24 protein-coding genes and 2 pseudogenes are annotated in these 22,715 nt (G+C 73.2%); 11 read left to right on the top strand and 15 right to left on the bottom strand.

What is annotated here, in order from left to right; translation table 11 throughout:
• Nucleotides 1-13: 13 nt before the first annotated feature.
• Both GR130_RS33120 and GR130_RS33115 read right to left on the bottom strand, forming a co-directional pair.
• Nucleotides 14-919: a 1-aminocyclopropane-1-carboxylate deaminase/D-cysteine desulfhydrase gene (locus GR130_RS33120; protein WP_159508114.1), complete on the bottom strand. Its 906-nt coding sequence runs from the start codon at nucleotides 917-919 to the stop codon at nucleotides 14-16.
• A 57-nt stretch (nucleotides 920-976) separates the two neighbouring features.
• On the bottom strand, nucleotides 977-1,213 hold the full coding sequence (locus tag GR130_RS33115) for a hypothetical protein (protein WP_159508113.1): 237 nt from the start codon (nucleotides 1,211-1,213) through the stop codon (nucleotides 977-979).
• A gap of 275 nt (nucleotides 1,214-1,488) precedes the next feature.
• Here GR130_RS33115 and GR130_RS33110 point away from each other — a divergent pair, with 275 nt between their 5' ends.
• Nucleotides 1,489-2,406: a glutaminase gene (locus GR130_RS33110; protein WP_159508112.1), complete on the top strand. Its 918-nt coding sequence runs from the start codon at nucleotides 1,489-1,491 to the stop codon at nucleotides 2,404-2,406.
• A 141-nt stretch (nucleotides 2,407-2,547) separates the two neighbouring features.
• Nucleotides 2,548-2,793: a hypothetical protein gene (locus GR130_RS33105; protein WP_159508111.1), complete on the top strand. Its 246-nt coding sequence runs from the start codon at nucleotides 2,548-2,550 to the stop codon at nucleotides 2,791-2,793.
• 51 nt (nucleotides 2,794-2,844) lie between these two features.
• Here the strand turns inward: GR130_RS33105 and GR130_RS33100 are convergent, their stop codons facing one another.
• The 4 genes from GR130_RS33100 to GR130_RS33085 form a co-directional block, all read right to left on the bottom strand.
• Nucleotides 2,845-3,783 carry a beta-ketoacyl-ACP synthase III gene (locus GR130_RS33100; protein ID WP_159508110.1) on the bottom strand — a complete coding sequence of 313 codons (939 nt, stop codon included), beginning with the start codon at nucleotides 3,781-3,783 and terminating at the stop codon, nucleotides 2,845-2,847.
• Nucleotides 3,784-4,001: 218 nt separating this feature from the next.
• Nucleotides 4,002-6,263, bottom strand: coding sequence for a heavy metal translocating P-type ATPase (locus tag GR130_RS33095; RefSeq protein WP_159508109.1), 2,262 nt, complete (start codon nucleotides 6,261-6,263; stop codon nucleotides 4,002-4,004).
• Nucleotides 6,260-6,445 carry a hypothetical protein gene (locus tag GR130_RS33090; RefSeq protein WP_159508108.1) on the bottom strand — a complete coding sequence of 62 codons (186 nt, stop codon included), beginning with the start codon at nucleotides 6,443-6,445 and terminating at the stop codon, nucleotides 6,260-6,262. The genes GR130_RS33095 and GR130_RS33090 overlap by 4 nt, the downstream gene beginning before the upstream one ends.
• A gap of 90 nt (nucleotides 6,446-6,535) precedes the next feature.
• The gene (locus GR130_RS33085) at nucleotides 6,536-7,534 is read right to left on the bottom strand and encodes a helix-turn-helix transcriptional regulator (RefSeq protein WP_159508107.1); all 999 of its coding nucleotides are present in this window, start codon (nucleotides 7,532-7,534) and stop codon (nucleotides 6,536-6,538) included.
• A gap of 139 nt (nucleotides 7,535-7,673) precedes the next feature.
• On the opposite strand from GR130_RS33085, the gene GR130_RS33080 reads away from it, so the two are divergent.
• Together GR130_RS33080 and GR130_RS33075 are read left to right on the top strand one after the other, a co-directional pair.
• On the top strand, nucleotides 7,674-9,197 hold the full coding sequence (locus GR130_RS33080) for an MFS transporter (protein WP_159508106.1): 1,524 nt from the start codon (nucleotides 7,674-7,676) through the stop codon (nucleotides 9,195-9,197).
• Between the two features lie 160 nt (nucleotides 9,198-9,357).
• The gene (locus GR130_RS33075; RefSeq protein ID WP_159510367.1) at nucleotides 9,358-10,443 is read left to right on the top strand and encodes a magnesium and cobalt transport protein CorA; all 1,086 of its coding nucleotides are present in this window, start codon (nucleotides 9,358-9,360) and stop codon (nucleotides 10,441-10,443) included.
• A gap of 36 nt (nucleotides 10,444-10,479) precedes the next feature.
• Here the strand turns inward: GR130_RS33075 and GR130_RS33070 are convergent, their stop codons facing one another.
• A complete protein-coding gene (locus GR130_RS33070; RefSeq protein WP_159508105.1) occupies nucleotides 10,480-11,763 on the bottom strand; it encodes a CynX/NimT family MFS transporter in 1,284 nt (427 codons plus the stop codon).
• Nucleotides 11,764-11,871: 108 nt separating this feature from the next.
• A complete protein-coding gene (locus tag GR130_RS33065) occupies nucleotides 11,872-12,579 on the bottom strand; it encodes a FadR/GntR family transcriptional regulator (RefSeq protein WP_159508104.1) in 708 nt (235 codons plus the stop codon).
• Nucleotides 12,580-12,754: 175 nt separating this feature from the next.
• Between GR130_RS33065 and GR130_RS33060 the strand changes: the two genes are divergently transcribed.
• From GR130_RS33060 to crcB, 3 genes are read left to right on the top strand one after another with little or no spacing between them, the layout of a single operon-like run.
• Entirely contained in the window at nucleotides 12,755-13,192 is a 438-nt protein-coding gene (locus tag GR130_RS33060) for a fluoride efflux transporter FluC (protein ID WP_159508103.1), read from the top strand.
• Nucleotides 13,189-13,599 (top strand): DUF190 domain-containing protein, encoded by a 411-nt coding sequence (locus tag GR130_RS33055; RefSeq protein WP_159508102.1) that lies wholly within the window; start codon nucleotides 13,189-13,191, stop codon nucleotides 13,597-13,599. Before GR130_RS33060 ends, GR130_RS33055 begins: the two co-directional genes overlap by 4 nt.
• The gene (gene crcB / locus GR130_RS33050) at nucleotides 13,596-13,970 is read left to right on the top strand and encodes a fluoride efflux transporter CrcB (RefSeq protein ID WP_159508101.1); all 375 of its coding nucleotides are present in this window, start codon (nucleotides 13,596-13,598) and stop codon (nucleotides 13,968-13,970) included. Before GR130_RS33055 ends, crcB begins: the two co-directional genes overlap by 4 nt.
• A gap of 265 nt (nucleotides 13,971-14,235) precedes the next feature.
• On the opposite strand, the gene snpA is transcribed toward crcB, so the two are convergent.
• A complete protein-coding gene (gene snpA / locus GR130_RS33045) occupies nucleotides 14,236-14,904 on the bottom strand; it encodes a snapalysin (RefSeq protein WP_159508100.1) in 669 nt (222 codons plus the stop codon).
• A gap of 220 nt (nucleotides 14,905-15,124) precedes the next feature.
• On the opposite strand from snpA, the gene GR130_RS33040 reads away from it, so the two are divergent.
• A complete protein-coding gene (locus GR130_RS33040; RefSeq protein WP_236573772.1) occupies nucleotides 15,125-16,084 on the top strand; it encodes a LysR family transcriptional regulator in 960 nt (319 codons plus the stop codon).
• Nucleotides 16,085-16,110: 26 nt separating this feature from the next.
• On the opposite strand, the gene GR130_RS33035 is transcribed toward GR130_RS33040, so the two are convergent.
• From GR130_RS33035 to GR130_RS33020, 4 genes and pseudogenes are all read right to left on the bottom strand, one after another.
• Nucleotides 16,111-17,445: an RNA polymerase sigma factor gene (locus tag GR130_RS33035; protein WP_236573770.1), complete on the bottom strand. Its 1,335-nt coding sequence runs from the start codon at nucleotides 17,443-17,445 to the stop codon at nucleotides 16,111-16,113.
• A 67-nt stretch (nucleotides 17,446-17,512) separates the two neighbouring features.
• On the bottom strand, nucleotides 17,513-17,881 hold the full coding sequence (locus tag GR130_RS33030) for a YciI family protein (protein ID WP_159510365.1): 369 nt from the start codon (nucleotides 17,879-17,881) through the stop codon (nucleotides 17,513-17,515).
• Nucleotides 17,882-18,282: 401 nt separating this feature from the next.
• Nucleotides 18,283-19,158: a glycosyl hydrolase gene (locus GR130_RS33025; protein WP_159508098.1), complete on the bottom strand. Its 876-nt coding sequence runs from the start codon at nucleotides 19,156-19,158 to the stop codon at nucleotides 18,283-18,285.
• Nucleotides 19,159-19,634: 476 nt separating this feature from the next.
• Nucleotides 19,635-19,910 (bottom strand): annotated as a pseudogene (locus GR130_RS33020) (sigma factor); the annotation flags it as partial.
• 193 nt (nucleotides 19,911-20,103) lie between these two features.
• On the opposite strand from GR130_RS33020, the pseudogene GR130_RS41705 reads away from it, so the two are divergent.
• Nucleotides 20,104-20,274: pseudogene (locus GR130_RS41705) on the top strand (tyrosine-type recombinase/integrase); the annotation flags it as partial.
• Nucleotides 20,275-20,281: 7 nt separating this feature from the next.
• On the opposite strand, the gene sodN reads toward GR130_RS41705, so the two are convergent.
• Nucleotides 20,282-20,677, bottom strand: a complete 396-nt coding sequence (sodN, locus tag GR130_RS33010) for a superoxide dismutase, Ni (protein ID WP_159508097.1) — start codon at nucleotides 20,675-20,677, stop codon at nucleotides 20,282-20,284.
• Nucleotides 20,678-20,845: 168 nt separating this feature from the next.
• Between sodN and sodX the strand changes: the two genes are divergently transcribed.
• Entirely contained in the window at nucleotides 20,846-21,298 is a 453-nt protein-coding gene (gene sodX / locus GR130_RS33005) for a nickel-type superoxide dismutase maturation protease (protein WP_159510364.1), read from the top strand.
• On the opposite strand, the gene GR130_RS33000 is transcribed toward sodX, so the two are convergent.
• On the bottom strand, nucleotides 21,211-21,831 hold the full coding sequence (locus GR130_RS33000) for a CGNR zinc finger domain-containing protein (RefSeq protein ID WP_159508096.1): 621 nt from the start codon (nucleotides 21,829-21,831) through the stop codon (nucleotides 21,211-21,213). The two genes, sodX and GR130_RS33000, sit on opposite strands and share 88 nt — an antisense overlap.
• Before the next feature lie 94 nt (nucleotides 21,832-21,925).
• Between GR130_RS33000 and GR130_RS32995 the strand changes: the two genes are divergently transcribed.
• Nucleotides 21,926-22,687, top strand: a complete 762-nt coding sequence (locus tag GR130_RS32995; RefSeq protein WP_159508095.1) for a class I SAM-dependent methyltransferase — start codon at nucleotides 21,926-21,928, stop codon at nucleotides 22,685-22,687.
• The last annotated feature ends 28 nt before the right edge of the window (nucleotides 22,688-22,715 follow it).

Below are 22,715 nucleotides of genomic sequence, written 5' to 3'. Positions count from 1 at the left end.
TGCGGGCCGGCCGTTACGGCGTGCCCGTGACGACCGCGGCGACCGCGGTGCCGGGGGCGAAGGCGCCCTCCCCGGCCATCGCCGTCAGCGCGAACAGCAGCTTGGCGACGTAGACCCGCTCCACGGGCAGGTCGTGGCGCTCCTCGAAGGCGTCGGCGAAGGCGTCCAGCTCGGGGGTGCGGCGGGCGTAGCCGCCGAAGTGGAAGTCCTCCGCCAGCCGCCAGTCGCCGCGCGGGCCGCCGAAGGCCGCGCGCTGGAGCCCGGCGACCGTCTCATGGAGGAAGTGCGGCCGGCCGCCCTTGAGGACCGGGACGCCGAGGGCGCGCTGGCCGGGGGCGAGGCCGGCGGCGAGTCCGGCGAGGGTGCCGCCCGTGCCGCAGGCCACCGCGACCGTGTCCGCCGCACCGCGCAGCTCCCGGCCCAGTTCCGTACAGCCCTGTGCGGCAAGGGAGTTGCTGCCGCCCTCCGGTATGACGCGGAACGCGCCGAAGCGGTCGTGCAGCGCGGCGAGGAACTCCGGGTCGGTCTTGCGGCGGTAGCCGGTGCGGTCGACGAAGTGCAGCCGCATGCCGTCGGCGGCGCAGCGCGCCAGCGAGGGGTTGAGCGGGGCGCCGGCCAGCTCGTCGCCGCGGACCACGCCGATGGTGGCGAAGCCGAGGAGCCGGCCCGCGGCGGCGGTGGCCCACAGATGGTTGGAGTACGCGCCGCCGAAGGTGAGCAGCGCGCGGTCGCCCGCCTCGGCCGCGGCCCGCAGGTTGGGCGCGAGCTTGCGCCACTTGTTGCCCGGGAGCGCGGGATGGATGAGGTCGTCCCGCTTGAGGAGCAGGCGTATGCCCCGGCGGGAGAACGGCTCGTCGTCGATCTCCTGGAGGGGGGAGGGGAGGCGGGGGCGCAGGGCCTGGGGATCGGGGCTGGTCACAGGGTGGGAGGGCCGGGGAGGGTGGGGACGGGGGTGCGGTGGCGGTGCGGCGGGTGGTCAGCTGCCGTGGAGGAAGCCGTCGCCGTGGGCGCTGATGTGGGCTTCGAGGGCGGTCAGGGCGCTCTGGGTGGCGTCCGGGGTGCCGCTGCCGCGGCGCTCGGCGTAGTAGGCGGCGCCCAGCTTCCTCAGCAGGTCGTTGCCGGCCCGCTGCTGCTGCAGCTCGTCGACCTTCTGCTTGCCCTGCGCCAGTCCCTGCTTGGCCTGCTCCTTGGCGCGGTCGAGGAACCCGGTCATTGCTGCCTCCAAGAACGTGGGTGAGATGGACATCGGTGAAACCGGTGCGGTCGGCCGGGGCCGCCCGTCATCTGTCGGGCCGGACCCACCGGTTGGCCCGGTCGGTCTCGTACGGACCAACGGCGCGGGCCGCCGTACGGTTCCCGTGCCAGGGTCGGGGATGCCGGCGCGGGGCGCGACACGGGTGAGCCGGTTGGCGCAGGCCGCGGCGCGGGCCGCCGTGCGGCCGGGGGCTCCGATGGGGGCGCCCGGTGCGGGGGGTTAGCGTGTCCCCCATGGACTACCAGGCCGTACTTGAGGAGGTAGCGGCCTTTGCGAGGCCGTTCGTGGGGCGCGGGCACGTCGCCGACTACATTCCGGCGCTGGAGCGGGTGTCCGCGGACCGTTTCGGCATCGCGGTGGCGGACATCAACGGCGACGTGTACGGGACCGGTGACTGGGAGGTCCCGTTCTCCGTGCAGTCGATTTCCAAGGCGTTCTCGCTGGCGCTGGTGATGGCCCAGTCCCACGGTGACGACGACATCTGGAAGCGGGTGGGGCGGGAGCCTTCCGGGACGCCGTTCAACTCGCTGGTGCAGCTGGAATGGGAGAACGGGATCCCGCGCAATCCGTTCATCAACGCGGGGGCGCTGGTGGTGACGGACCGGTTGCAGACGCTGACCGGTGACGCGAGTACGTCGATGCTGGAGTTCCTGCGGGAGGAGAGCGGCAACGCGGAGCTGGCGTTCGACCAGGCCGTGGCCGGTTCCGAGGCGGACCACGGAGACCGGAACGCGGCGCTGGCGCACTTCATGGCGTCGTTCGGGAATCTGGAGAATCCCGTGCCGAGCGTCATCGAGCACTATTTCTGGCAGTGCTCGATCGAGATGAGCTGCCGGGATCTGGCGGTCGCCGGGGGCTTCCTGGCGCGGCACGGGCTGCGGGCCGACGGCAGCCGGCTGCTGGAGGCGCGCGAGGCCAAGCGCATCAACGCGGTGATGCTGACGTGCGGGACGTACGACGCGGCGGGGGAGTTCGCGTACCGCGTGGGGCTGCCGGCGAAGAGCGGTGTGGGCGGCGGAATCGTGGCGGTGGTGCCGGGGCGGTGCACGCTGTGCGTGTGGAGTCCCGCGCTGGACGCGCGCGGGAATTCCGTGGCGGGGATGGCCGCGCTGGACCAGTTCACGACGCTCACCGGGTGGTCGGTGTTCTAGGGCCTGGTTCCGGGGCCTGTCCGACGCGTCACGGCCGGGCCGCGCCGACGGGCCGGGCCGCCGCCACCGCCCGGCCGTACGCCCTGGCGTTGTGGCCTTCCCGGGAGCAGCGCATTGTGGGCGGTAGGAGGTGCACCTGCCATGGAGCACGAGATGCGCGCTGAGTATGCGGAGGGCGTGCTGCCGCACGAGGACACGCCGGTCAAGCAGTGGCACATGGCCCGGCTGGGCGCGACCACGGCGATGTGCGGCCGGGCGCTGGCGCCCGCCGCCGCCACCCAGTCGGTCGAGAGGTGGGGGACGCCCGATGCCCTGCCGTTCTGCCGTACGTGCGGCGTGATGTACATGGAGGAGCACCCGCAGGACATCCCGCTGGACGTCCGCTGAGCGGGCCTACGGGCAGTTGGCCTGCGGGGAGGGGCCCTGCGGGGAGGGGCATTACGGGCAGCTGATGACCTGGCCCGCGTACGAGAGGTTGCCGCCGAAGGCGAAGAGGAGGACGGGGGCGCCGGCGGGGACGTCGCGCCGCTCGACCAGTTTGGCGAGCGCCAGGGGGACCGAGGCGGCGGAGGTGTTGCCGGAGTCGACGACGTCGCGGGCGACCACCGCGTTGACCGCGCCGATGCGTTCGGCGACCGGCTCGATGATCCGGAGGTTCGCCTGGTGGAGGACGACGCCGGCGAGGTCCTCGGGGCGGACGCCGGCGCGGTCGCAGACCTTGCGGGCGATGGCCGGGAGCTGGGTGGTGGCCCAGCGGTAGACGGTCTGGCCCTCCTGGGAGAAGCGGGCCGGGTCGCCCTCGATGCGTACCGCGCCGCCCATCTCGGGCACCGAGCCCCACAGCACCGGGCTGATGTGCGGTTCCGGCGCGGCGGTGACGACGGCCGCGGCGGCGCCGTCGCCCACCAGGACGCAGGTGGAGCGGTCCGTCCAGTCGACCACGTCGGTGAACTTCTCGGCGCCGATGACCAGGGCGTTCTTCGCCGAGCCGGCCTGGATGGCGTGGTCGGCGGTGGCCAGGGCGTGGGTGAAGCCGGAGCAGACGACGTTGATGTCCATCGCGGCGGGGGCGGCCATGCCGAGGCGGGCGGCGACCCGGGCCGCGGTGTTGGGGCTGCGGTCGGTGGCGGTGCAGGTGGCGACCAGGACGAGGTCGATGTCCCGGGCGGCGAGCCCGCCGGCGGCCAGGGCCTTGGCGGCGGCCGCCGCGGCCATCGCGTCCACGGTCTCGTCCGGCGCCGCGATGTGCCGGGTGCGGATGCCGACGCGGCTGCGGATCCAGGCGTCGTCGGTCTCCACCATCGTGGCGAGTTCGTCGTTGGTGAGCACGCGGGAGGGCTGGTAATGGCCGAGGGCCAGGACACGCGACCCGGTCATGAGGTCCCCCTGCTGGGCTTGGGGCGGGCGGTACCCGACCAGTGTCGCCGCTGGGCGGCGGCGGACGGTTGCGTGATCCGCCAATGTTCGGCGGCCAGAACTGGAGAGATCTGACCGCCGTCAGCGTGTATGGGCGGTCCGTGTGCGGGGTCGCGCCGGCGGGCCCCGGCGGCGCGTGCCGGACACGCGCCGCCGGGGCCCTGTGGAGCGGTGCGCGCTCAGGCGAGGGCGCGGAAGCGGCGGAGCCGGAGGCTGTTGCCGACGACGAAGACCGAGGAGAAGGCCATCGCGGCGCCGGCGATCATCGGGTTGAGCAGGCCGGCGGCGGCCAGCGGCAGGGCGGCGACGTTGTAGCCGAAGGCCCAGAAGAGGTTGGTGCGGATGGTGCCGAGGGTGGCGCGGGCGAGGCGGATGGCGTCGGCGGCGGCGCGCAGGTCGCCGCGGACGAGGGTGAGGTCGCCGGCCTCGATGGCGGCGTCGGTGCCGGTGCCCATGGCCAGGCCGAGATCGGCGCGGGCCAGCGCCGCAGCGTCGTTGACGCCGTCGCCGACCATGGCGACCGAGCGGCCCTCGGACTGGAGGCGCGCGATGACCGCGACCTTGTCCTCGGGGAGGACCTCGGCGATCACCTCGTCGATGCCGACCTCCGCGGCGACGGCCTCGGCGACCGCCTTGTTGTCGCCGGTGAGCAGGACCGGCGACAGGCCCAGGGCGCGCAGCCGGCGGACGGCCTCGGCGCTGGTGGGCTTGACCGCGTCGGAGACGATCAGCACGGCGCGGGCGGCGCCGTCCCAGCCGACGGCGACCGCGGTGGCGCCGGCCGCCTCGGCCTCGTTCTTGGCGGCGGCCAGCTCGGGCGGCAGCTGCAGGCTCCGGTCGTTGAGCAGCCGCTCCCGGCCGACCAGCACGGCGTGCCCGTCGACGACGCCCTGGACGCCCAGGCCGGGGACGGCCGCGAAGTCCTCGGGGACCGGCAGGGTGCCGGACGGCTCGGCGGCCTCGGCGGCGCCGGCGATGGCGCGGGCGATGGGGTGCTCGGAGGAGTGCTCCAGCGCGCCGGCCAGCCGCAGGATCTGCTCCCGGGTCTCGCCCTCGGCGAGGTGGACACCGGTCAGGGTCATCACGCCGGTGGTGACGGTGCCGGTCTTGTCCAGGACGATGGTGTCGACGGTGCGGGTGGACTCCAGGACCTCGGGGCCCTTGAGGAGGATGCCGAGCTGGGCGCCGCGGCCGGTGCCGACCATCAGCGCGGTCGGGGTCGCCAGGCCGAGGGCGCACGGGCAGGCGATGATCAGTACGGCGACGGCGGCGGTGAAGGCGGCCACCGCGCCCTGGCCGGTGCCGAGCCAGTAGCCGAGGGTGCCGACGGCGAGCGCGATGACGACGGGGACGAAGACCGCGGAGATCCGGTCGGCGAGCCGCTGGGCGGCGGCCTTGCCGTTCTGGGCGTCCTCGACGAGCCGCGCCATGCGGGCGAGCTGGGTGTCGGCGCCGACCCGGGTGGCCTCGACGACCAGCCGGCCGCCGGCGTTGACGGTGGCGCCGGTGACGGTGTCGCCGGGGGAGACCTCCACGGGGACGGACTCACCGGTGAGCATCGACGCGTCCACGGCGGAGGCGCCGTCGACGACCCTGCCGTCGGTGGCGATCTTCTCCCCGGGGCGTACGACGAAGCGGTCGCCGGCGCGCAACTCGCCGACGGGGACGCGCACTTCCCGGCCGTCGCGGAGCAGCGCGACGTCCTTGGCGCCCAGTTCGAGCAGGGCCCGCAGGGCCGCGCCGGCCTTCCGCTTGGAGCGGGCCTCGAAGTAGCGGCCGGCCAGGATGAAGGTGGTGACGCCGGCCGCGGCCTCCAGGTAGATCGAGCCGCTGCCGTCGGTGCGGGCGATGGTCAGCTCGAAGGGGTGGGTCATGCCGGGCGTGCCGGCGGTGCCGAAGAACAGCGCCCAGAGGGACCAGCCGAAGGCGGCGAGGGTGCCGAGGGAGATCAGGGTGTCCATCGTGGCGGTGCCGTGCCGCAGATTGGTCCAGGCGGCCTTGTGGAACGGCCAGGCCGAGTGCACCACCACCGGGGCGGCCAGGGTCAGCGACAGCCACTGCCAGTTGGTGAACTGGAGCGCCGGGACCATCGCCATCAGGACCACGGGGACGGAGAGCGCGAGGGCGGTGAGCAGGCGCCGGCGGAGCGCGGCGAGGGCGTCCGGGGCGCGGTCGCCGCCGGCCTCCCCGGCGGCCGGCTCCGGGGCCGGCGGTTCGGGGACCGCGGCGGTGTAGCCGGTCTTCTCCACGGTGGCGATCAGGTCCGCGGCCGCCACGCCGCTGTCCGGCGCGAGCGCCACCTGCGCCTTCTCGGTGGCGTAGTTGACGGTGGCGGTCACCCCCTCCATGCGGTTGAGCTTCTTCTCGATGCGGGCCGCGCACGAGGCGCAGGTCATGCCGCCGATCTCCAGCTCGATGTGGTCCGCGACGGCGGTGGTCATGACTGCTCCTCGGGGTGCTGCGAGTGGTCCACGGTACGGGTGTGCTGCGCGGGCGGCAGGTGGGCGGGGGCGTCCCGGCCGTCGGGGGCGAACGCGCGGCCGAGGCCGAATCCGGCGGCGAGGACGGCGAGCAGGATCAGTGCGTAGCCACCGAGCTTGACCGGCGTGGTCAGGGCCGTCATGGCGTCTCCTCATCGCGAGGCCGAGGGGCGCCGACGGCTGCCGGCGTCCCGTTCACTCGGCAGAACCATATACCCCCCTGGGGTATTACGTCATCCCGGCGCGTCCGCGTTTCCGGTCTCCTCCGGCGCCACCGCGCGGTCCACCCGGCCGGCCATCGCCCGCAGGTACCCGACCAGCTCCGGCGGCTCGTGCACCGTGAACTCATGGCCCGCCATGGCCAGCCGCACCGCCAGCCAGGGCAGCGCGTCGGGCGCGCTGCGCCAGCGGCAGGACGCGTCGCCGAGCGGTTCGACGGTGCCCGCCGCCGGCCCGCCGAGCCGGGCGGCCACCTCGTCGGCCGGCCCGTGGACGGTCGCCACCGCCCGGTACCCGTCCGCGGCCGTCAGCCCGCGCATCCGCTCCCGGACGTACGCCCCGGCGTCGGCGGCGGGCAGCTCGCGCGGCGCGGTCCGCACGCCGGTGGCGAACGGCTCGGACAGCCGGTCCATGCGGAAGATCCGCCAGTCGTCGCGGTCGTTGTCGTACGCGACGAGGTACCAGCGCCGGCCCGCGGCGACCAGCCGGTGCGGCTCCACCAGGCGCCTGCTGCGGGTGCCCGCGCCCGCCAGGTAGTGGAAGCGCACCCGCTCGTGGTTGGTGATGGCCGCGGCCAGCACCGTCAGATGCTCCGGGTCGACGGTCGGGCCGTCCCCGGCCGGCATCGGGACGGTGGCCGTGCCCAGCGTGCCCACCCGCCGCCGCAGCCGGGACGGCAGTACCTGCTCCAGTTTGGCCAGCGCCCGTACGGACGCCTCCTCGATGCCCTCGATGGTGTGCCCGGCGGTGGAGCGCAGGCCGACCGCGATGGCCACCGCCTCCTCGTCGTCCAGCAGCAGCGGCGGCATCGCGGTGCCCGCGGCCAGCCGGTAGCCGCCCTCCGCGCCCATCGTGGCGTGCACCGGGTACCCCAGCTCGCGCAGCCGCTCGATGTCGCGGCGGATGGTCCGGGGGGTGACCCGCAGCCGCTCGGCCAGCTCGCTGCCGGGCCATTCGCGGGGGGTCTGGAGCAGGGACAGCAGATTCAGCAGTCGTGCCGATGTCTCACTCATGGACCGATGATGCGGCAGGAAGTAGGACCGGAGCTGTCCTAGACGGCCTCTAGTGTCGAGGACGTCGAGGCGGTGCCGGGAGTGCGGCGCCGCCGGCCCGGCCCCCTCTGTCCCTCTCGGCTCCCTAGGAGACACGCCCATGACCGCGCCCGACCCGATCGCGCCCGACGCGGCCGAGGAGGCCCCCGCGCCCGCCGACCGCAGACGCTGGCTCGCCCTCGCCGTGGTGCTCACCGCCAGCTTCATGGACCTGGTCGACGCGACCATCGTCAACATCGCCATACCGAGCATCCAGAAGGACACCGGCGCGAGCTTCAGCGCCGTCCAGTGGGTCACCGCCGGATACGCCCTCGCCTTCGCCGTCGGCCTGATCACCGGCGGCCGGCTCGGCGACATCCACGGCCGCAAGAAGCTCTTCCTGCTCGGGATGGGGGGCTTCACCGTCGCCTCCGCGCTGTGCGGTCTCGCCGCGGACCCGGGGATGCTGGTCGCCGCGCGGGTGCTCCAGGGCGCGATGGCCTCGCTGATGGTGCCGCAGGTGCTGGCGATCATCCACGTCAGCTTCCCGGCCCGTGAACGGGGCAAGGTCTTCGGCATGTTCGGCGCGGTGATCGGGCTGGGCGCGGTCTGCGGTCCGCTGATCGGCGCGCTGCTCACCCAGGGCGACCTCTTCGGCCTGCAGTGGCGCCCGATCTTCCTGATCAACCTGCCCGTGGGAATCGTGGGTATCGTCCTCGGCCGCCGCTTCATCGGCGAGTCCAGGGCGGCCACCGCGCTCCGCCTCGACCTGGTCGGCACGGCCCTGGCCACCCTCGGCCTGCTGATGGTGCTCTACCCGCTCACCCAGGGCCGCGAGGCCGGCTGGCCGGTGTGGGGCTTCGTCTCCATGGCCGCAGCCCCGCTCGTCTTCGCGGTGTTCGTCCGCTACGAGCGCGCCAAGGCCCGCAGGGACGGATCGCCGCTGGTCGAGCTCTCCCTCTTCCGGATCAGGACGTTCGCGGCCGGCGCCGGCGTGCAGCTCCTCTTCGGCGCGGTCAGCGGCCTCTTCTTCCTCATCTGGACGCTCTCCATGCAACTCGGGCTGGGCTGGGGCCCGTTGCACGCCGGGCTGACCGGCATCCCGTTCTCCCTCGCCTGCTCGGCCGCGGCCGGGATGTCCGTACAGAAGCTGGTGCCCCGCTTCGGCCGCAAGGTGCTCCAGGCCGGCGCGCTGGTCATGCTCTCCGGTGCCCTCCTCTACCTCTGGGAGGCCGGCCACTACGGCACCGCCCTGCAGTCCTGGCAGATGGCCCCCGCGATGCTCCTGATGGGCGCCGGCATGGGCCTGATCGTCGCGCCGATCACCGACGTGGTGCTCTCCGAGGTGCCCACCGAGCACTCCGGCTCGGCCTCCGGCATCTTCAACACCACCGGGCAGGTGGGCAATGCGCTGGGCCTGGCCTTTTCGTCGGTGGCGTTCTTCGGGGTGGTCGGCGACGGCAAGGACGCCGGCGCGGCCTTCATGCCCGCCACCAGCAACGCCCTGTGGTGGATAGCCGGCGGTCTGGTGCTGGTCTTCGGGCTGCTGTTCCTGCTGCCGCGGCGGGCGCGGCAGCACGGCGCGCCCGACGCGGCCGAGGCGGACCCGGCCGCGGAACGGGACGAACGGGTGCTGGTCTCCTGACCGGTTCCGGCCGGGCGGGCGGTGTGCGGGAGCGCACCCCCGGGGGCGTGCAAGGGCAAAGGGAAGGGATGGTTCCGACCATCTTCCGGTGCGGACTGCGCACAATCGGCCCGTCCGCCGTACTCCTCGTGCGCCCCAGGGCGATACTGGCGCGGTGTCGATGATCAGCAACCTCCGCAAAGCCGTCCGGCTGCCGCAGCCGCGCCAGGGAGGGGTCGACCTCAGCCACCCCGCCCGCTCGCCGCTCGGCACCGCCGTGGTGAACTGCGCGGTGTACGTCTCCGGTGTGCGCCAGGACGGCCAGCGGTCGGCCGAGGCGGCGCTCCACCAGGTCCGCGCGTCCGGTGACGGATTCGTCTGGATCGGCCTGCACGAGCCGTCCGAGGTGGAGTTCGCCGGAATCGTCGAGCTGTTCGGGCTGCACCCGCTCGCGGTGGAGGACGCGGTCCACGCCCACCAGCGGCCCAAGCTGGAGGCGTACGACGACTCGCTGTTCACCGTCTTCAAGACCTGCCGCTACGTCGAGCACGACCGGCTCACCGACACCAGCGAGGTCGTGGACACCGGCGAGATCATGGTCTTCACCGGCGCCGACTTCGTGATCACCGTACGGCACGGCGGGCACGGCTCGCTGGGCCCGCTGCGCGAGCAACTGGAGCGCGACCCCGACCAGTTGGCGCTCGGCCCGTCCGCCGTACTGCACGCCGTCGCCGACCACGTGGTGGACGACTACCTGGACGTCGCCGCCGCCGTCCAGGACGACATCGACGACGTCGAGAGCGAGGTCTTCTCCGTACGGGGCGGCGGCGGCGCCGGCCGCATCTACCAGCTCAAGCGCGAACTCCTGGAGCTGAAGCGGGCGGTGACCCCGCTGGACCGCCCCCTCCAGCAACTCGCGAACAAGCCGACGCCGTACATCGACCCCCGGATCACGACCTACTTCCGGGACGTCGCCGACCACCTGGACCGGGTCCGGGAGCAGATCACCGGCTTCGACGAACTGCTCAACTCCATACTGCAGGCGCATCTCGCCGAGGTCGCCAACGCCCAGAACGAGGCGATGCGCCGGATGTCCGCCTGGGCCGCGATCCTGGCCGTCCCCACCATGGTCACCGGCATCTACGGCATGAACTTCGAGCACATGCCGGAGAAGAGCTGGACGTTCGGCTATCCGCTGGTCATGGCGCTGATGCTGGGGATCTGCTGGGTGATGCACCGCGGTTTCAAGCGGAACGGCTGGCTCTAGCCGTCACCGCGGGTCCGTCGTCGCGGGCCCGCGCGCTCACCGTCCGGTCACGTGCCGCGGCCGGGCCGCGCCCAGGCCGACCGCGATCTGCGGGAGCAGCAGCGCCAGCAGGACGGCCAGCGGGACGGTCCAGGTGCCCGAGGCATCGTGCACGGCGCCCAGGACGGCCGGGCCGGTGGCCGCGAGGATGTAGCCGAAGCACTGGGCCATGCTGGAGAGTTGGGCGGTGTGCCGGGCATCGGGGGCGCGCTGCACGATGAACAGCAGCGCGAGGCTGATCGCCGCGCCCTGGCCCAGGCCGAGCAGGGCCATCCACAGGTACGCACCGCCGACCGGCGCCACCAGCATGCCGGCGAAGCCGCCCGCGCAGAGCATCGCGCCGAGGGCCGCCAGCACCCCGGCCGGCAGCCGGCGGCCGACGACGACCGGTGCCAGGAACGACCCCGCGATGCCCAGCAGCGAGGAGAACGACAGCATCCAGCCGGCGTCGCCCGCGCCCATCCCGGCGTCCTTGAGCATCGTCGGCAGCCAGGCGGCGGCCGCGTAGTAGCTCAGCGACTGCAGCCCCATGAAGCCGGTGACCTGCCAGGCCAGCGGGTCGCGCCACAGCCCGCGTACGGGATGGGCGGCCTCCCGGGCCGCGGCGGCCGGCACCCGGGTGCGGCTGCGGAGCTGCGGCAGCCAGACGAGCAGCGCGACGATCGCGAGCGCGCCCCAACAGGCCAGCGTGGCCTGCCAGCTGAGTCCGGCGGCCTGCTGCACGGGCACGGTCACACCGGCCGCGAGCGCGGCACCGCCGAACAGCGACATGGAGTACAGCCCGGTCATCAGGCCGGCCTTCGCCGGGAAGTCCCGCTTGATCAGGCCGGGCAGCAGGACGTTGGCGACGGCGATCCCGGCGCCGATCACGACGGTGCCGGCGAACAGCGCGACGACCGAGTCCAGCAGCCGCAGCCCGGTGCCCAGGCAGATCAGCGCCATGGTGCCGAGCAGCGACCGCTCCATGCCGAAGCGCCGGCCCAGCCGCGGCGCGAGGGGTGCCAGCAGGCCGAAGCAGAGCAGCGGCAGCGCGGTGAGCAGACTGGTGGCGGCGGCCGACATTCCGCTCTCGGCGCGGATGGTGCCGGCCAGCGGGGAGACCGCGACGAGCGCCGGGCGCAGGTTCAGCGCCAGCAGGGTGACGCCGACGCCCAGGTGGAGCGCGCGGCGCCCGGTGGCACCGGCCGGGGCGGGCGTGCCCGGGGGCGCCGCGGCCTGCGCAACGGGCCGCTCCGGCGCCGCCGTTGTGCCTGCCGTTATGCCTCTCGGTCCTTCCGTCATGGGTGGTGGCCTTCCCTCGTCGCGTGGTGACGCGCGCGCGTCGGTGGTGTGCGGTCGGTGCGGTCGGTGCGGTCGGTGTGGTGGGGGCGGTGCGGCGGCGCCCGCCGGCTACGCGGTCTCCGTGGGCGGTTCGCGCAGTGCGTCGGCGGCCTCGGTGAGATGCGCCAGTGCCGCGCGCTCGGCGGCGTCCGGGTCCTGCGCCTCGATGGCGTCGACGATGGCGGTGTGCGCGTCGAGTTGATGGCGTACCGCGTCGGGCAGCAGCGGAGTGGCCACCACCGCCTCCAGCGTGCCGCGCAGCGCGTCGGTCAGGTGCTCGTAGAGCTCGGCCAGCACGCTGTTGTGCGCGGCGGCGGCGACGGCCCGGTGGAACCGCATGTCCGCCTCCACGAACCGGGCCACGTCGCCGGACTCCCAGGCCCGGCCGCGCACCGCCAGCGCCTCGCGCAGCGCGGCCAGGTCCTCGTCGGTACGGCGCCGGGCGGCATGGCGGGCGGCGTCGCGCTCCAGGCAGGCCCGCACCTCGTACGCCTCCAGGTGGGCGGCGCGGCGCAGCCGCCGCTGCACGGCGGCGCCGAAGTCGCTGCGGGCGCGGACGTACGTCCCGTCGCCCTGCCGCGGCTCCAGCATTCCGGTGTGCACCAGCGCGCGGACCGCCTCCCGGACGGTGTTGCGGCCGACGTCCAGCTGCTCGACCAGGACCGGCTCGGCCGGGATCTTGGTGCCCACCGGCCACTCGCCCTCGGTGATCAGCCGCTCCATCTGCTCGATGACCAGGTCGACCAGGCTGGTACGGGCGGTGCTGCGCAGCGGCATCGGGCCGTCCTCTCGTCACGCTGCTCCCTCGCCGGATTCCCCGGCAGAATTCTACCGGTGATGGGAACATCCCATGTTTAGCACTGTCAAATGGCCGGGCTTAACCTGAGGGCGTCGGTGATCTCGGCGGACGCGATGATCCCGGCAGACCCGATCACGTCAGTCACGGAGACACATGGACGAGCGAGCCCGCCGGGCGGCGCCCTGGCGGGGCGAGTGGCCGGTGATCGGCGCGGTGGCCGCGGGCGGTGCCATCGGCGCCGTGGCCCGGTACGGGGCGGCCCTGATCTGGCCCACCGGCACCGGCGCCTTCCCCTGGACGACCCTCGTCGTCAACGTGTCCGGATGTGCGCTGATGGGCGTCCTGATGGTGCTGGTCACCGAGGTGTGGACGGCGCACCGGCTGCTCCGCCCGTTCCTCGGCACCGGCATCCTCGGCGGCTTCACCACCTTCTCGACGTATGTCGTGGACATCGAGCGCCTGGTGGAGGCCCACCGGGTGGCGGCGGCGCCGGCGTATCTCGCGGCCACCGTGTTCGCCGCGCTGGCGGCCGTGACGGCCGCGATGGCCGCGACCCGGGCGCTCTTCGGACTGAGGCGGCGGACGGCATGACCGACGGCACGGCGAACGGAACGGCGAACGGGGTGGCGGGCCGCGGGGTTTCGGCGCTGCGGTTGACGGTGGTCGTCGGCGAGCAGGAGGTGTGGCACCACCGGCCCCTCTACGCGGAGATCGTGCACCGCGCCCGCGCGGCGGGACTGGCCGGGGCCAGCGTCTTCCGCGGCATCGAGGGCTTCGGGACCACCTCCGTGATCCACACCCAGCGGCTGCTGTCGCTCAGCGAGGAACTGCCGGTCGCGGTGGTCGCCGTCGACGCGGCGGACCGGATCCGCGGGTTCCTGCCGCAGCTGGACGAACTCCTGGCGGGCGGGGGCCTGGTGACGCTCGACCCGTGCGAGATGATCGTGTACCAGGGGCGCCCGGACCCGGCCGCCGGCGGGGAGGGCGGACGCGGGTGAACTGGCTGCTGGTGGTGGCCGGTGCCATGGTCGGGGCACCGCTGCGCTTCCTCACCGACCGCTTCGTCCAGGCCCGGCACGACAGCGTCTTCCCCTGGGGGACCTTCGCCGTCAACGTGGTCGGCAGCCTGATCCTCGGCCTGCTGACCGGCGCGGTCGCCGCCGGCGCGGCCACCTCGCACGCCCAACTGCTGGTCGGTACGGGCCTGTGCGGGGCGCTGACGACCTACTCGACCTTCTCCTACGAGACCCTGCGGCTGACCACCGACGGGGCGCGCCTCTACGCGGCGGCCAACGTCGTGCTGAGCCTGCTCGCCGGACTCGCCGCCGCCTTCGCCGGAGTGGCCCTCGCGCGGGCCCTCTGGGGCTGACCCCGGCAGGGCCACTGCCGCCGCGGTCCGTCAACCGCCCGGACACACGCGAGCGGTGGGGCTCCCGGAGGAGCCCCACCGCAGGGGCGGACGTACGGAACACCCGGGCCGGTGGGGACACGAGGGCCGGCCGCCAGGTACCGGCCCTCGTCGGCCCGCGGGCCGCCGGCCGTTCCCCGGCCCCGTCAGCCCGGCCGGAGAGCGGCCGGCCACCGCCGTACCGCGTCATCGGGCAGCCGAAGCGGCCACCCGGCCGCCCGGGGTGTCAGGCGGCCGTGCCGATGCGGACGCCGGCCAGGCCGTTGGCCCAGAGCTGGTCCACCTTGGCGCGCTCGTTCGCGTCCGGCTGGGTGTTCTGGCAGGACGGGCCGGGGCCGCCGCCGGACATCAGCTCGCTGCACGGACCCTCGTAGTGGTCCGGCAGGCCCAGCACATGGCCGGTCTCGTGGGCGACCACGCGCGTGGAGTTGTACTCCTGGGACTGCTTGTGGTCGATGAAGACGAAGCCCTTGCCGTGGCCGTCGGTGCTGGCGTACGAACCGCGCGGGTCGTCGCCCTCCTTGTACTGGAAGTCGCCGCCGCTGCCCGCCTGGAGCTTGACGTTCTTGACCGCGCCGTTCCATATGGACGCGGCCTGGGATATCTGGCTCTGGTACGTCGGGGCGGCGCTGGCGTCGTAGGTGACGGTGACCGCGGCCGCGTCCGGGTGTGCCTTCATCTTGGCGCGGGCCGACTTCATGACGGCCTCGAAGAACGCCTTGGTGTCCGCCTTCTCGGCCGCCGATCCGGTGTACGCGGCGATCGAGGCGGGGGTGCTGCGGTGGGAGTTGGCATGGGTCGAGGGGGAAGCTGCCGAGACCGGCGCTGCGGCTGCGAGCGCGGCGGCGAGGCCCAGTCCGAGCGCTGCCGACAGCGCCGTCTTGGGAGATTTCATGTGGGGGGCTCCTTAATCTCCGAGGGCCGTACGGCCGCCGTGTGGGGCGGCGGCCGGGGCCCTGCGGATTTCTTGGTGCCGTTGAGTCTGAACGGAGTTCGCCCGGAAGACGGAGATGCCAGGTGGCGATAGCGCCAGGCGATATCCCTGTGAAAAAGCGGGAGTTCAGGCAGGTTTAAGAGTCTGGTGTGACCTGCGCCTGCGCGTTTATGCTCCGGACGTGGAGCTAGAGGTAAGGCATCTTCGCGCGCTGTGCGCCATCGCCGACACCGGCAGCGTACGCAAGGCGGCGCGGCAGTTGGGCATGACCCAGCCTTCCTTGACGACCCAGTTGCGCCGTATCGAGAAAGCCCTCGGCGGCCAGCTCTTCTTCCGTGAACCGAGCGGCAGCCGGCCGACACCCCTCGGGCATTCGGTGCTGTGCCGGGCCCGGCCGATAGTGGCCGAAATGCGCGCGCTTGTCGAGGAGATCGCGTCGGTTTCCGTCCGCGAGGAGGGCGCCCGGCTGCACATCGGCAGTACGAACAGCCCCGCGGTGGCCGGCTGGCTGCGGCGGCTGCGGGTGCGGCTGCCGGAGACCGACACCACGATACGTACCGATGTGTCCGCCAACGCCCTGCTGCACATGGTCGCGATGGGGCAGCTCGACGCCGCCTTCGTGCACGAGGTCGAGGGCGCTCCGCTGCGCGTGCCCGAGGGCCTGGTGGAGCACGAACTCCTCGCCAGGGAGCCCCAGTTCATCGCTCTGGCGGACACCCACCCGGCCGCCGCCCGGTCCGTCGTCCGGGTCGCCGACCTCGCGGCCGACCAGTGGATGGTCGACCCGACCGTCGACGGCGAGTGGGCCGGACTGCGCCGCATCTGGGCCGCGGCCGGGATCAACCCCCGCGTGGTGCACGGCGACTACCTCACCACGGTGGACCTCGTCACGGCCGGCGAGGTCGTCACCCCCTGCCAGCCCACCGCCCGCGACCGCCCCGGCATGGCGATCCGCCCGCTGCACGGCGACCCGCTGGCCGTCCGCCTCTTCATGGCCTGCCGCCCGGACGGTGCCGCGGCCGCCTCCGCCGACGACCTGTTCGCCGATCTGACCGCCTCGTACATGGAGATCGCCTGGGCGAGCGAGGCGTACCGCGACTGGCTGGTCCGGCACGACGGCCCGCTGATGGTCGGCAGGTAGCGCGGCCGCGGGGGGATACGCGCGGGCTATCGCCCGGCGTCTCCATCCGGCGCGGTGCCCGTCGGCGGCCGCAACCGGCCCTCCCGCTCCACCTGTGCCGCCCGCTCCTCCAACAGGGCCCGCTCGCGGGCGTTGCGGGTCATCGACGCCGCCCGCAGCAACTCCTCCCGGGCCTCCGCGGCCCGCCCCAGCCGTGCCAGCAGATCGCCGCGGACGCTCGGCAGCAGGTGGTAGCCCGCCAGCGCCGGTTCCGCCGCCAACTCGTCCGCCACCGCCAGGCCCTGTCCGGGCCCGTACGCCATCCCCACCGCCACCGCGCGGTTCAGCTCCACGACCGGGGACGGCGCGACCCGGCCCAGCGCCTCGTACAGCACCGCGATCCGCGGCCAGTCGGTCTCCTGCGCGGTCCGCGCCCGCGCGTGGCAGGCGGCGATCGCGGCCTGGAGGGCGTACGGGCCGACCGCGCCGCCCAGTTCCTCGGCGCGGGCCAGGGCGGCCAGCCCGCGCCGGATCAGCAGCCGGTCCCAGCGCGCGCGGTTCTGCTCCAGCAGCAGGACCGGCTCGCCCGCCGGCCCGGTCCGCGCGGCCGACCGGGACGCCTGGATCTCCATCAGCGCCACCAGGCCGTGCGCCTCCGGCTCGTCCGGAAGCAGTCCGGCCACCATCCGGCCCAGCCGCAGCGCGTCCTCGCACAGCGCCGGACGCATCCAGTCGTCCCCGGCCGTCGCCGCATACCCCTCGTTGAAGACCAGGTAGACGACCTCCAGCACCGACGACAGCCGGCCGGCCAGCTCCCCGGCAGCCGGCACCTCGAACGGCACCCCGGCCGCGGCGAGCTTCTTCTTGGCCCGGACGATCCGCTGCTGCACGGTCGTCTCGGACACCAGGAAGGCACGGGCGATCTCCTCCGTCCGCAGCCCGCCGAGCAGCCGCAGGGTCAACGCCACCCGCGCCTGGGTGGAGAGCACCGGATGGCAGGCGACGAACACCAGCCGCAGCAGATCGTCCTCGATCACCCGGGGGTCGAGGACCCGCGCGAAGTCGGCCTCGGACGGGCCCGGTCGGTGCTCCGCCTCCCGCCCCAGGGCCTCGACCTTCCGCGCCAGCCGCTCCCGGCGGCGCACCAGGTCGATCGCCCGGTTCCTGGCGGTGGCCATCAGCCAGGCTCCCGGATTGTCCGGGACACCCGTTTCCGGCCACCGCTCCAGCGCGGCGACCAGCGCGTCCTGCGACAGCTCCTCGGCGAGCCCCACGTCGCGGACGATCCGGGTCAGCCCGGCGACCAGCCGCGGCGACTCGATCCGGAACACCGCCTCGACCGCCCGCCGCGCCTCGCCCGCCGCCGTCTCCTCCGCTGCCACGGCCACATCAGAACACCCACGCCGCGCCCCGGCAAACCGCACCGCGGCGCGGGTGCGTCAGCGCCGCCTACGCCCCCGGCGGCGGCTCTTCCACCTGCCGGATCTCGCTCGTGACCTCCCACTCGTCCCCGTGCACCCGCAGGAACCGCTTTGCCCACTCGACGGCCTCCTCCTTCGAGGCGGCCTGGATCAGCGCATATCCGCCGATGACCTCCTTGGCCTCGGCGAACGGCCCGTCCGTCACGCTCAGCTTCCCGCCCGACAGCCGCACCCGGCTGCCCTCCGCGCTCGGCCGCAGGCCGGCCGTGTCCAGCAGCACCCCGGCCTTGGTCATCTCGTCCATCAGCCTGCCCATCTCGGCCATCAGCTCCGGGCTCGGCCCGCCGGCGGGCGCCGTCCTCTCGTCGATCCGGACCAGCATCATGAAGCGCATCACGATCTCCTCTGCGTATGCCCTGTGTTCCACGTATGTCACGTATTTCGTGTGTTCCGCGGATGTCCGCGTGTTCCGCGACGCGCCTCGGTGCGCGGTGCGCCGTCACCCACTCGACGAACCGGGGACGCCGGGCTCGACATCCGCGGGGAAACTTTTTCGGCGCCTCTTCCGGGGTCCCGGAACGCCGACAGCACCCGGCTCCGCGCGGATGCCGGGTGCTGTGGGGAGGGCTACGGGGTACGGCGGGCCGACGCAGCCGTCGTCGGCGCGGCCGTGGCCGGCATCTCCGCCGTCCGCGCCCTCACCGCGGTACAGCAGAAGCACATGCACCAGGCCCAATACCTGTGAAACAGGGGCCGGTTCTGGGCGCGCCCGCGGATGCCGTGATGCCGAAGCCGGTGTCAGGGGTGTGCTCGGAAGTGGGCGTCGGCGCCCATGGCGGCGAGGGCGCGCTGCGAAGCAGGGTCCTTGTCGAGGGCGTAGTCGCAGGAGTCTTTGTGGGCGTGGTCGTTCCAGTACATGACGGCGCCGATCTGCGGGTGGGCGACCACGTACTCGGTCATGGCGTTGATGTACGAGGGCCGGACGTCGGGGTGGGTGAAAGGGACGCTGCCCCACTCCGGGACGAATACCGGCTTGCCTTCGGCGTGGGTGGTGCTCCAGGTCAGTGCCGGGCCGAAGATGGCGTCGGGTTTCGTGGCGGTCCTGGCCGGGTCGGCGTAGTTGCCGCTCTGCTGCTTCGTGCAGCCGCCGGACACGTAGCCGTCGGCCCCGACCACGTCCACGTACGGGGCGCCGGGCCAGAAACTGTTGGCGACGCTGTCCTGATGGAAGCCGCTCGCGGTGAGGATCCACACCCAGTGCAGGTGGCCGCCGCTCCGGGCGTTCAGGTGTGCGTGGGCCGCCAGTTGGTACACGTGGCGCCAGGCGGCGACGAACTGTGCCGGCTTTCCCTTCCCGGCGTCGATCTGCGCGTTCGGTTCGTGATTGAACGACACGTAGATCGCGTTCAGGTGGTGGGTCGTGGCGGCGGCGTTGACCGCACGCAGGAATGTCAGCACGGCGGCGTCCGAGGTGCCCGCGGCGATCGATGCCCAGTCCCGGTTCTTTCCCGTGCCGAGGCTGGTGAGCAGGGTGGCCCCGGAGCGCAGGGCGCCGGTCTCGTCCGTGGAGGGAAACGCGCCGGCGGTGTCGAGGGTGTCGTAGGTGCGCACGATCGCCGGCGACCGGCCGAGATGTGTCAGACCGGACAGCTGGGCGTCGCCGCCGAACAGCACGCCCGACGACGCCCCGGTCGAAGGGGAGGGCCCCGGCGTCGACGAACCCGAAGTGGCCGGCGCCGCTGCGGCGACCGGTGCTGCCCCGGAGGCGTTCGGGGTCTTATGGCCTGAACAGCCGGCAACCGCCGCTGTGATCATGGCGAGACATGCGGCGGCGGACGCCACACGGCGACGGCTGCTGAACACCCGGGACACACGCATAACCTTCTTCACCTCGTCCGGAAGCTTCCGCAGGCGCGCTTTCCGGGCCGCGGGAGGACGCAGGCTGGCAGTCTTCTTTGTGGATTCCTTGTGGATCTTGAAACCGCTTCCACGCTCTGGGCAGCCGCACCGCCGGCGAGCCGGGACGACGTGGAGCGAAACGGGGATCAGGGCGTGTCCGATGAGTCGTCGCCATGGGAATGTGCCGAAGTGCCGCTCGGAGTGTGGGGCTGAGCCTCGGTGGTCGTGTGGCCTCAGGCTCCGCGGGCCGAGGCCCGGACGACCGGGTCGGGCAGGTGCTCGACCATCGGGTCTTCCCGGCGGCGCCGTCGGGACCGTAGCTGGTGCAGGCACTCCCGCGCGACGACGGTGGTCAGCCATCCGCCGAGGTTGTCGATGTGTTCCTCGTCGGACCGGCTCAGCCGAAGCCAGGCGTCCTGCACCGCGTCGTCGGCCTCCGCCACCGAACCCGGCATCCGATAGGCCACCGCACGCAGCCGCGGGCGCTCCCGCTCGAAGTGCTCGGCCAGCCGCTCGTGCTCGTTCACCTGTCGCTCCATCCCCTCGTCAAGACTCACCCGGATGAGCCTCCAGAGGCCGCCGATGTGACGGCGGTGACGGAACTCATCACCTCAGGGCCAGGAAAGGAGCGGTGGGGGCACCAGGCTGGATCAGCGGCGTCGACGAGCCTGGGGCTGTCGACGTCGCCCTCGTTCACAGCGCGGGTCGGCCACGTGCACGCTGGTCCTCGGCCACGCGTCCGCGGTCGTCACGCTGCGGATCTCCGCGCACCTGTGGCCGGGCGAAGAAGACCGCACCCGGACCGCCATGGACGCCGTGCTCGGCGGCCTGCGGACCGGGTGCGGACAGGAAGACCAAGCGACCAAAGAAATCGCAGGTCAAGCGGCATGATCGAAGATCAAGCCTTCTTCGTCTCCCAGAAGATCTTGTCGATCTCGGCGATGAGCTCCAGGGCCTTCTCGCCCGTCTTCGGGTCGTTGGAAGCCTTGGCGGCGCTGAGGGCCTTGAGGGTGTCGTTGACCAGCTGGTGGAGCTGCGGGTACTTCTCGAAGTGCGGGGGCTTGAAGTAGTCGCTCCACAGCACCGAGACGTGGTGCTTGGCCAGCTCGGCGCGCTGCTCCTTGATCAGGATGGCGCGGGCGCGGAAGTCCGCGTCCTCGTTGGCCTGGTACTTCTCCTGGACGGCCTTGACCGACTCGGCCTCGATGCGGGCCTGGGCCGGGTCGTACACGCCGCAGGGCAGGTCGCAGTGCGCGCTGACCCTGACCTTGGGGGCGAACAGGCGGGAAAGCATGTTCAGTCCTTCCTCGTGATCGTCTTCTCAGGTGCGAGATTACTCGGTGCGGGAAGGCTTTTCGCGGGTGGCCCGGGGGTCTTAGGGCAAAAGTCCAGTGCCGGGTTGCGACTGATGGAGGATGGACCGGTGAAGGGTGCGAACCGGGGCGGGACCGGGAGGTACGGGATGCCGGAGCGGGTGCGGGAGCCGGAGCGGGACGGCGGCGGTGTGGAGCCGGCGCACGGCGGGCTGCTGCGGTCCTTCGGGCTGGCCGAGGTGTACAACCCGTCGATGGTGCCGACGCTCCGGCCGGGGGACCAGCTGGTGGTGCAGTACGGGGCCGCGGTGCGCCCCGGCGACGTCATCGTGCTGCGGCACCCGTTCCGGCAGGACCTGCTGATCGTCAAGCGGGCGGTGGAGCGTCGGGACGGCGGCTGGTGGGTGCGCGGCGACAACCCGTATGTCGAGAACGACAGCCGGGAGTTCGGGGCGGTGCCCGACGAGCTGGTGGTCGCCCGCGCCTGGGCGCGGGTCCGGCCGCCGCGCGGGGTTCAGTGCTCGCCGCGGGCGGTGGCCGCCTGGGCCTGGTCGGCGGTGCGGCCGGTGCGCTCGCTCTCCAGGCGTTTGCGGGCGCGGTAGGCGGCGACGTTGGCGCGGGTGGCGCAGCGGTCGGAGCAGTAGCGCCGGGACCGGTTGGTCGAGGTGTCGAGGTAGGCGTTGCGGCACGGCCGCGCCTCGCAGATGCCCAGGCGGTCCACGCCCAGCTCGGTGAGGTGGAAGGCCAGGCCCATGCAGGCGGTCGCGGTGTAGCCGGCGGTGGCGTTGGCCGCGTGGTCGGCGATGTGCAGGTGCCACTTGGGGCGGCCTCCATCGTCGCGGTGTTCGTGGCCGGAGATCTGCGGGCTGACCGGGAACTCCATCATCAGGGCGTTGAGCAGGTCCACGGCCCGTACCTCGTCGCCACCGTCGGCGGCCTCGAAGACGGCGCGCAGCCGGGTGCGCACCTGGCGCAGCCGGGTCACGTCGCTGTCGGTGGCGCGCCGGGCGGCCTGCTGGGCGGGGCCGAAGAGTTCGCGCACCGCCTCGACCGAGGTGAGGGTGTCTTCGCCGCGCTCGGGCTGCTCGGTGTTGACCAGCCGCACGGCGTAGTCCGAGTAATAGGCCAGTTCCACTTGTAGTCCTTACGGGGACGCGTCTAAGGTGCGAGTGCGAGCATTCGTAATGGGTGTTGTCACTACGAGGGTATTACGGGCCGGAGGGGTTGTGATGACCGAGACCGCCATGGGCGACGACTGGCAGACGTGGCAGGACAGTTGGGACCGGCAGCAGGAGTGGTACATGCCCGACCGCGAGGAGCGGTTCCGGGTGATGCTCGACATGGTCGAGGCGCTGGTGGGCCCGGCGCCCAGGGTGCTCGATCTGGCATGCGGTACCGGCAGCATCTCCGACCGGCTGCTGAAGCGGTTCCCGAAGGCCGAGAGCGTGGGCGTCGACCTGGACCCGGCCCTCCTGGCCATCGCGCAGGGCCACTTCGCGGGCGAGGACCGGATCCGCTTCGTCCGGGCCGACCTCAAGGACCCGCAGTGGACCGCCCTGCTGCCGTACGACTCGTACGACGCGGTGCTGACCGCGACGGCGCTGCACTGGCTGCACTCGGAGGACCTGCGGGGGCTCTACGGGCAGCTGGGCGGGCTCGTCCGGGACGGCGGGGTGTTCCTCAACGCCGACCACATGCCCGACGGTTCCACACCGCGGATCGACGCCGCCGAGCGGGCGTTCCGGCACGCGCGGATGGACCGCGCCAAGGAAGCCGGCGCGGTCGACTGGGCCGAGTGGTGGCAGCTGGCCGCCGCCGACCCGCGGCTGGCCGGGCCGACCGCCGAGCGCTTCGCGATCTACGGCGAGCACGCGGACGGCGACACCCCCTCCGTGCGGTGGCACGCCCAGGTGCTGCGTGAGGCGGGCTTCGCGGAGGCGCGCGCCGTATGGGCGTCGCCGACGGACAGCCTCGTGCTGGCGCTGAAGTAGCCGCGGTGGCGGGCGGCGGCGGGCGGCA

It is taken from the genome of Streptomyces sp. GS7, assembly GCF_009834125.1.
In the GTDB taxonomy this organism is placed as follows: Bacteria; Actinomycetota; Actinomycetes; order Streptomycetales; family Streptomycetaceae; genus Streptomyces.
This window is presented reverse-complemented; position numbering and strand designations above follow the sequence as displayed.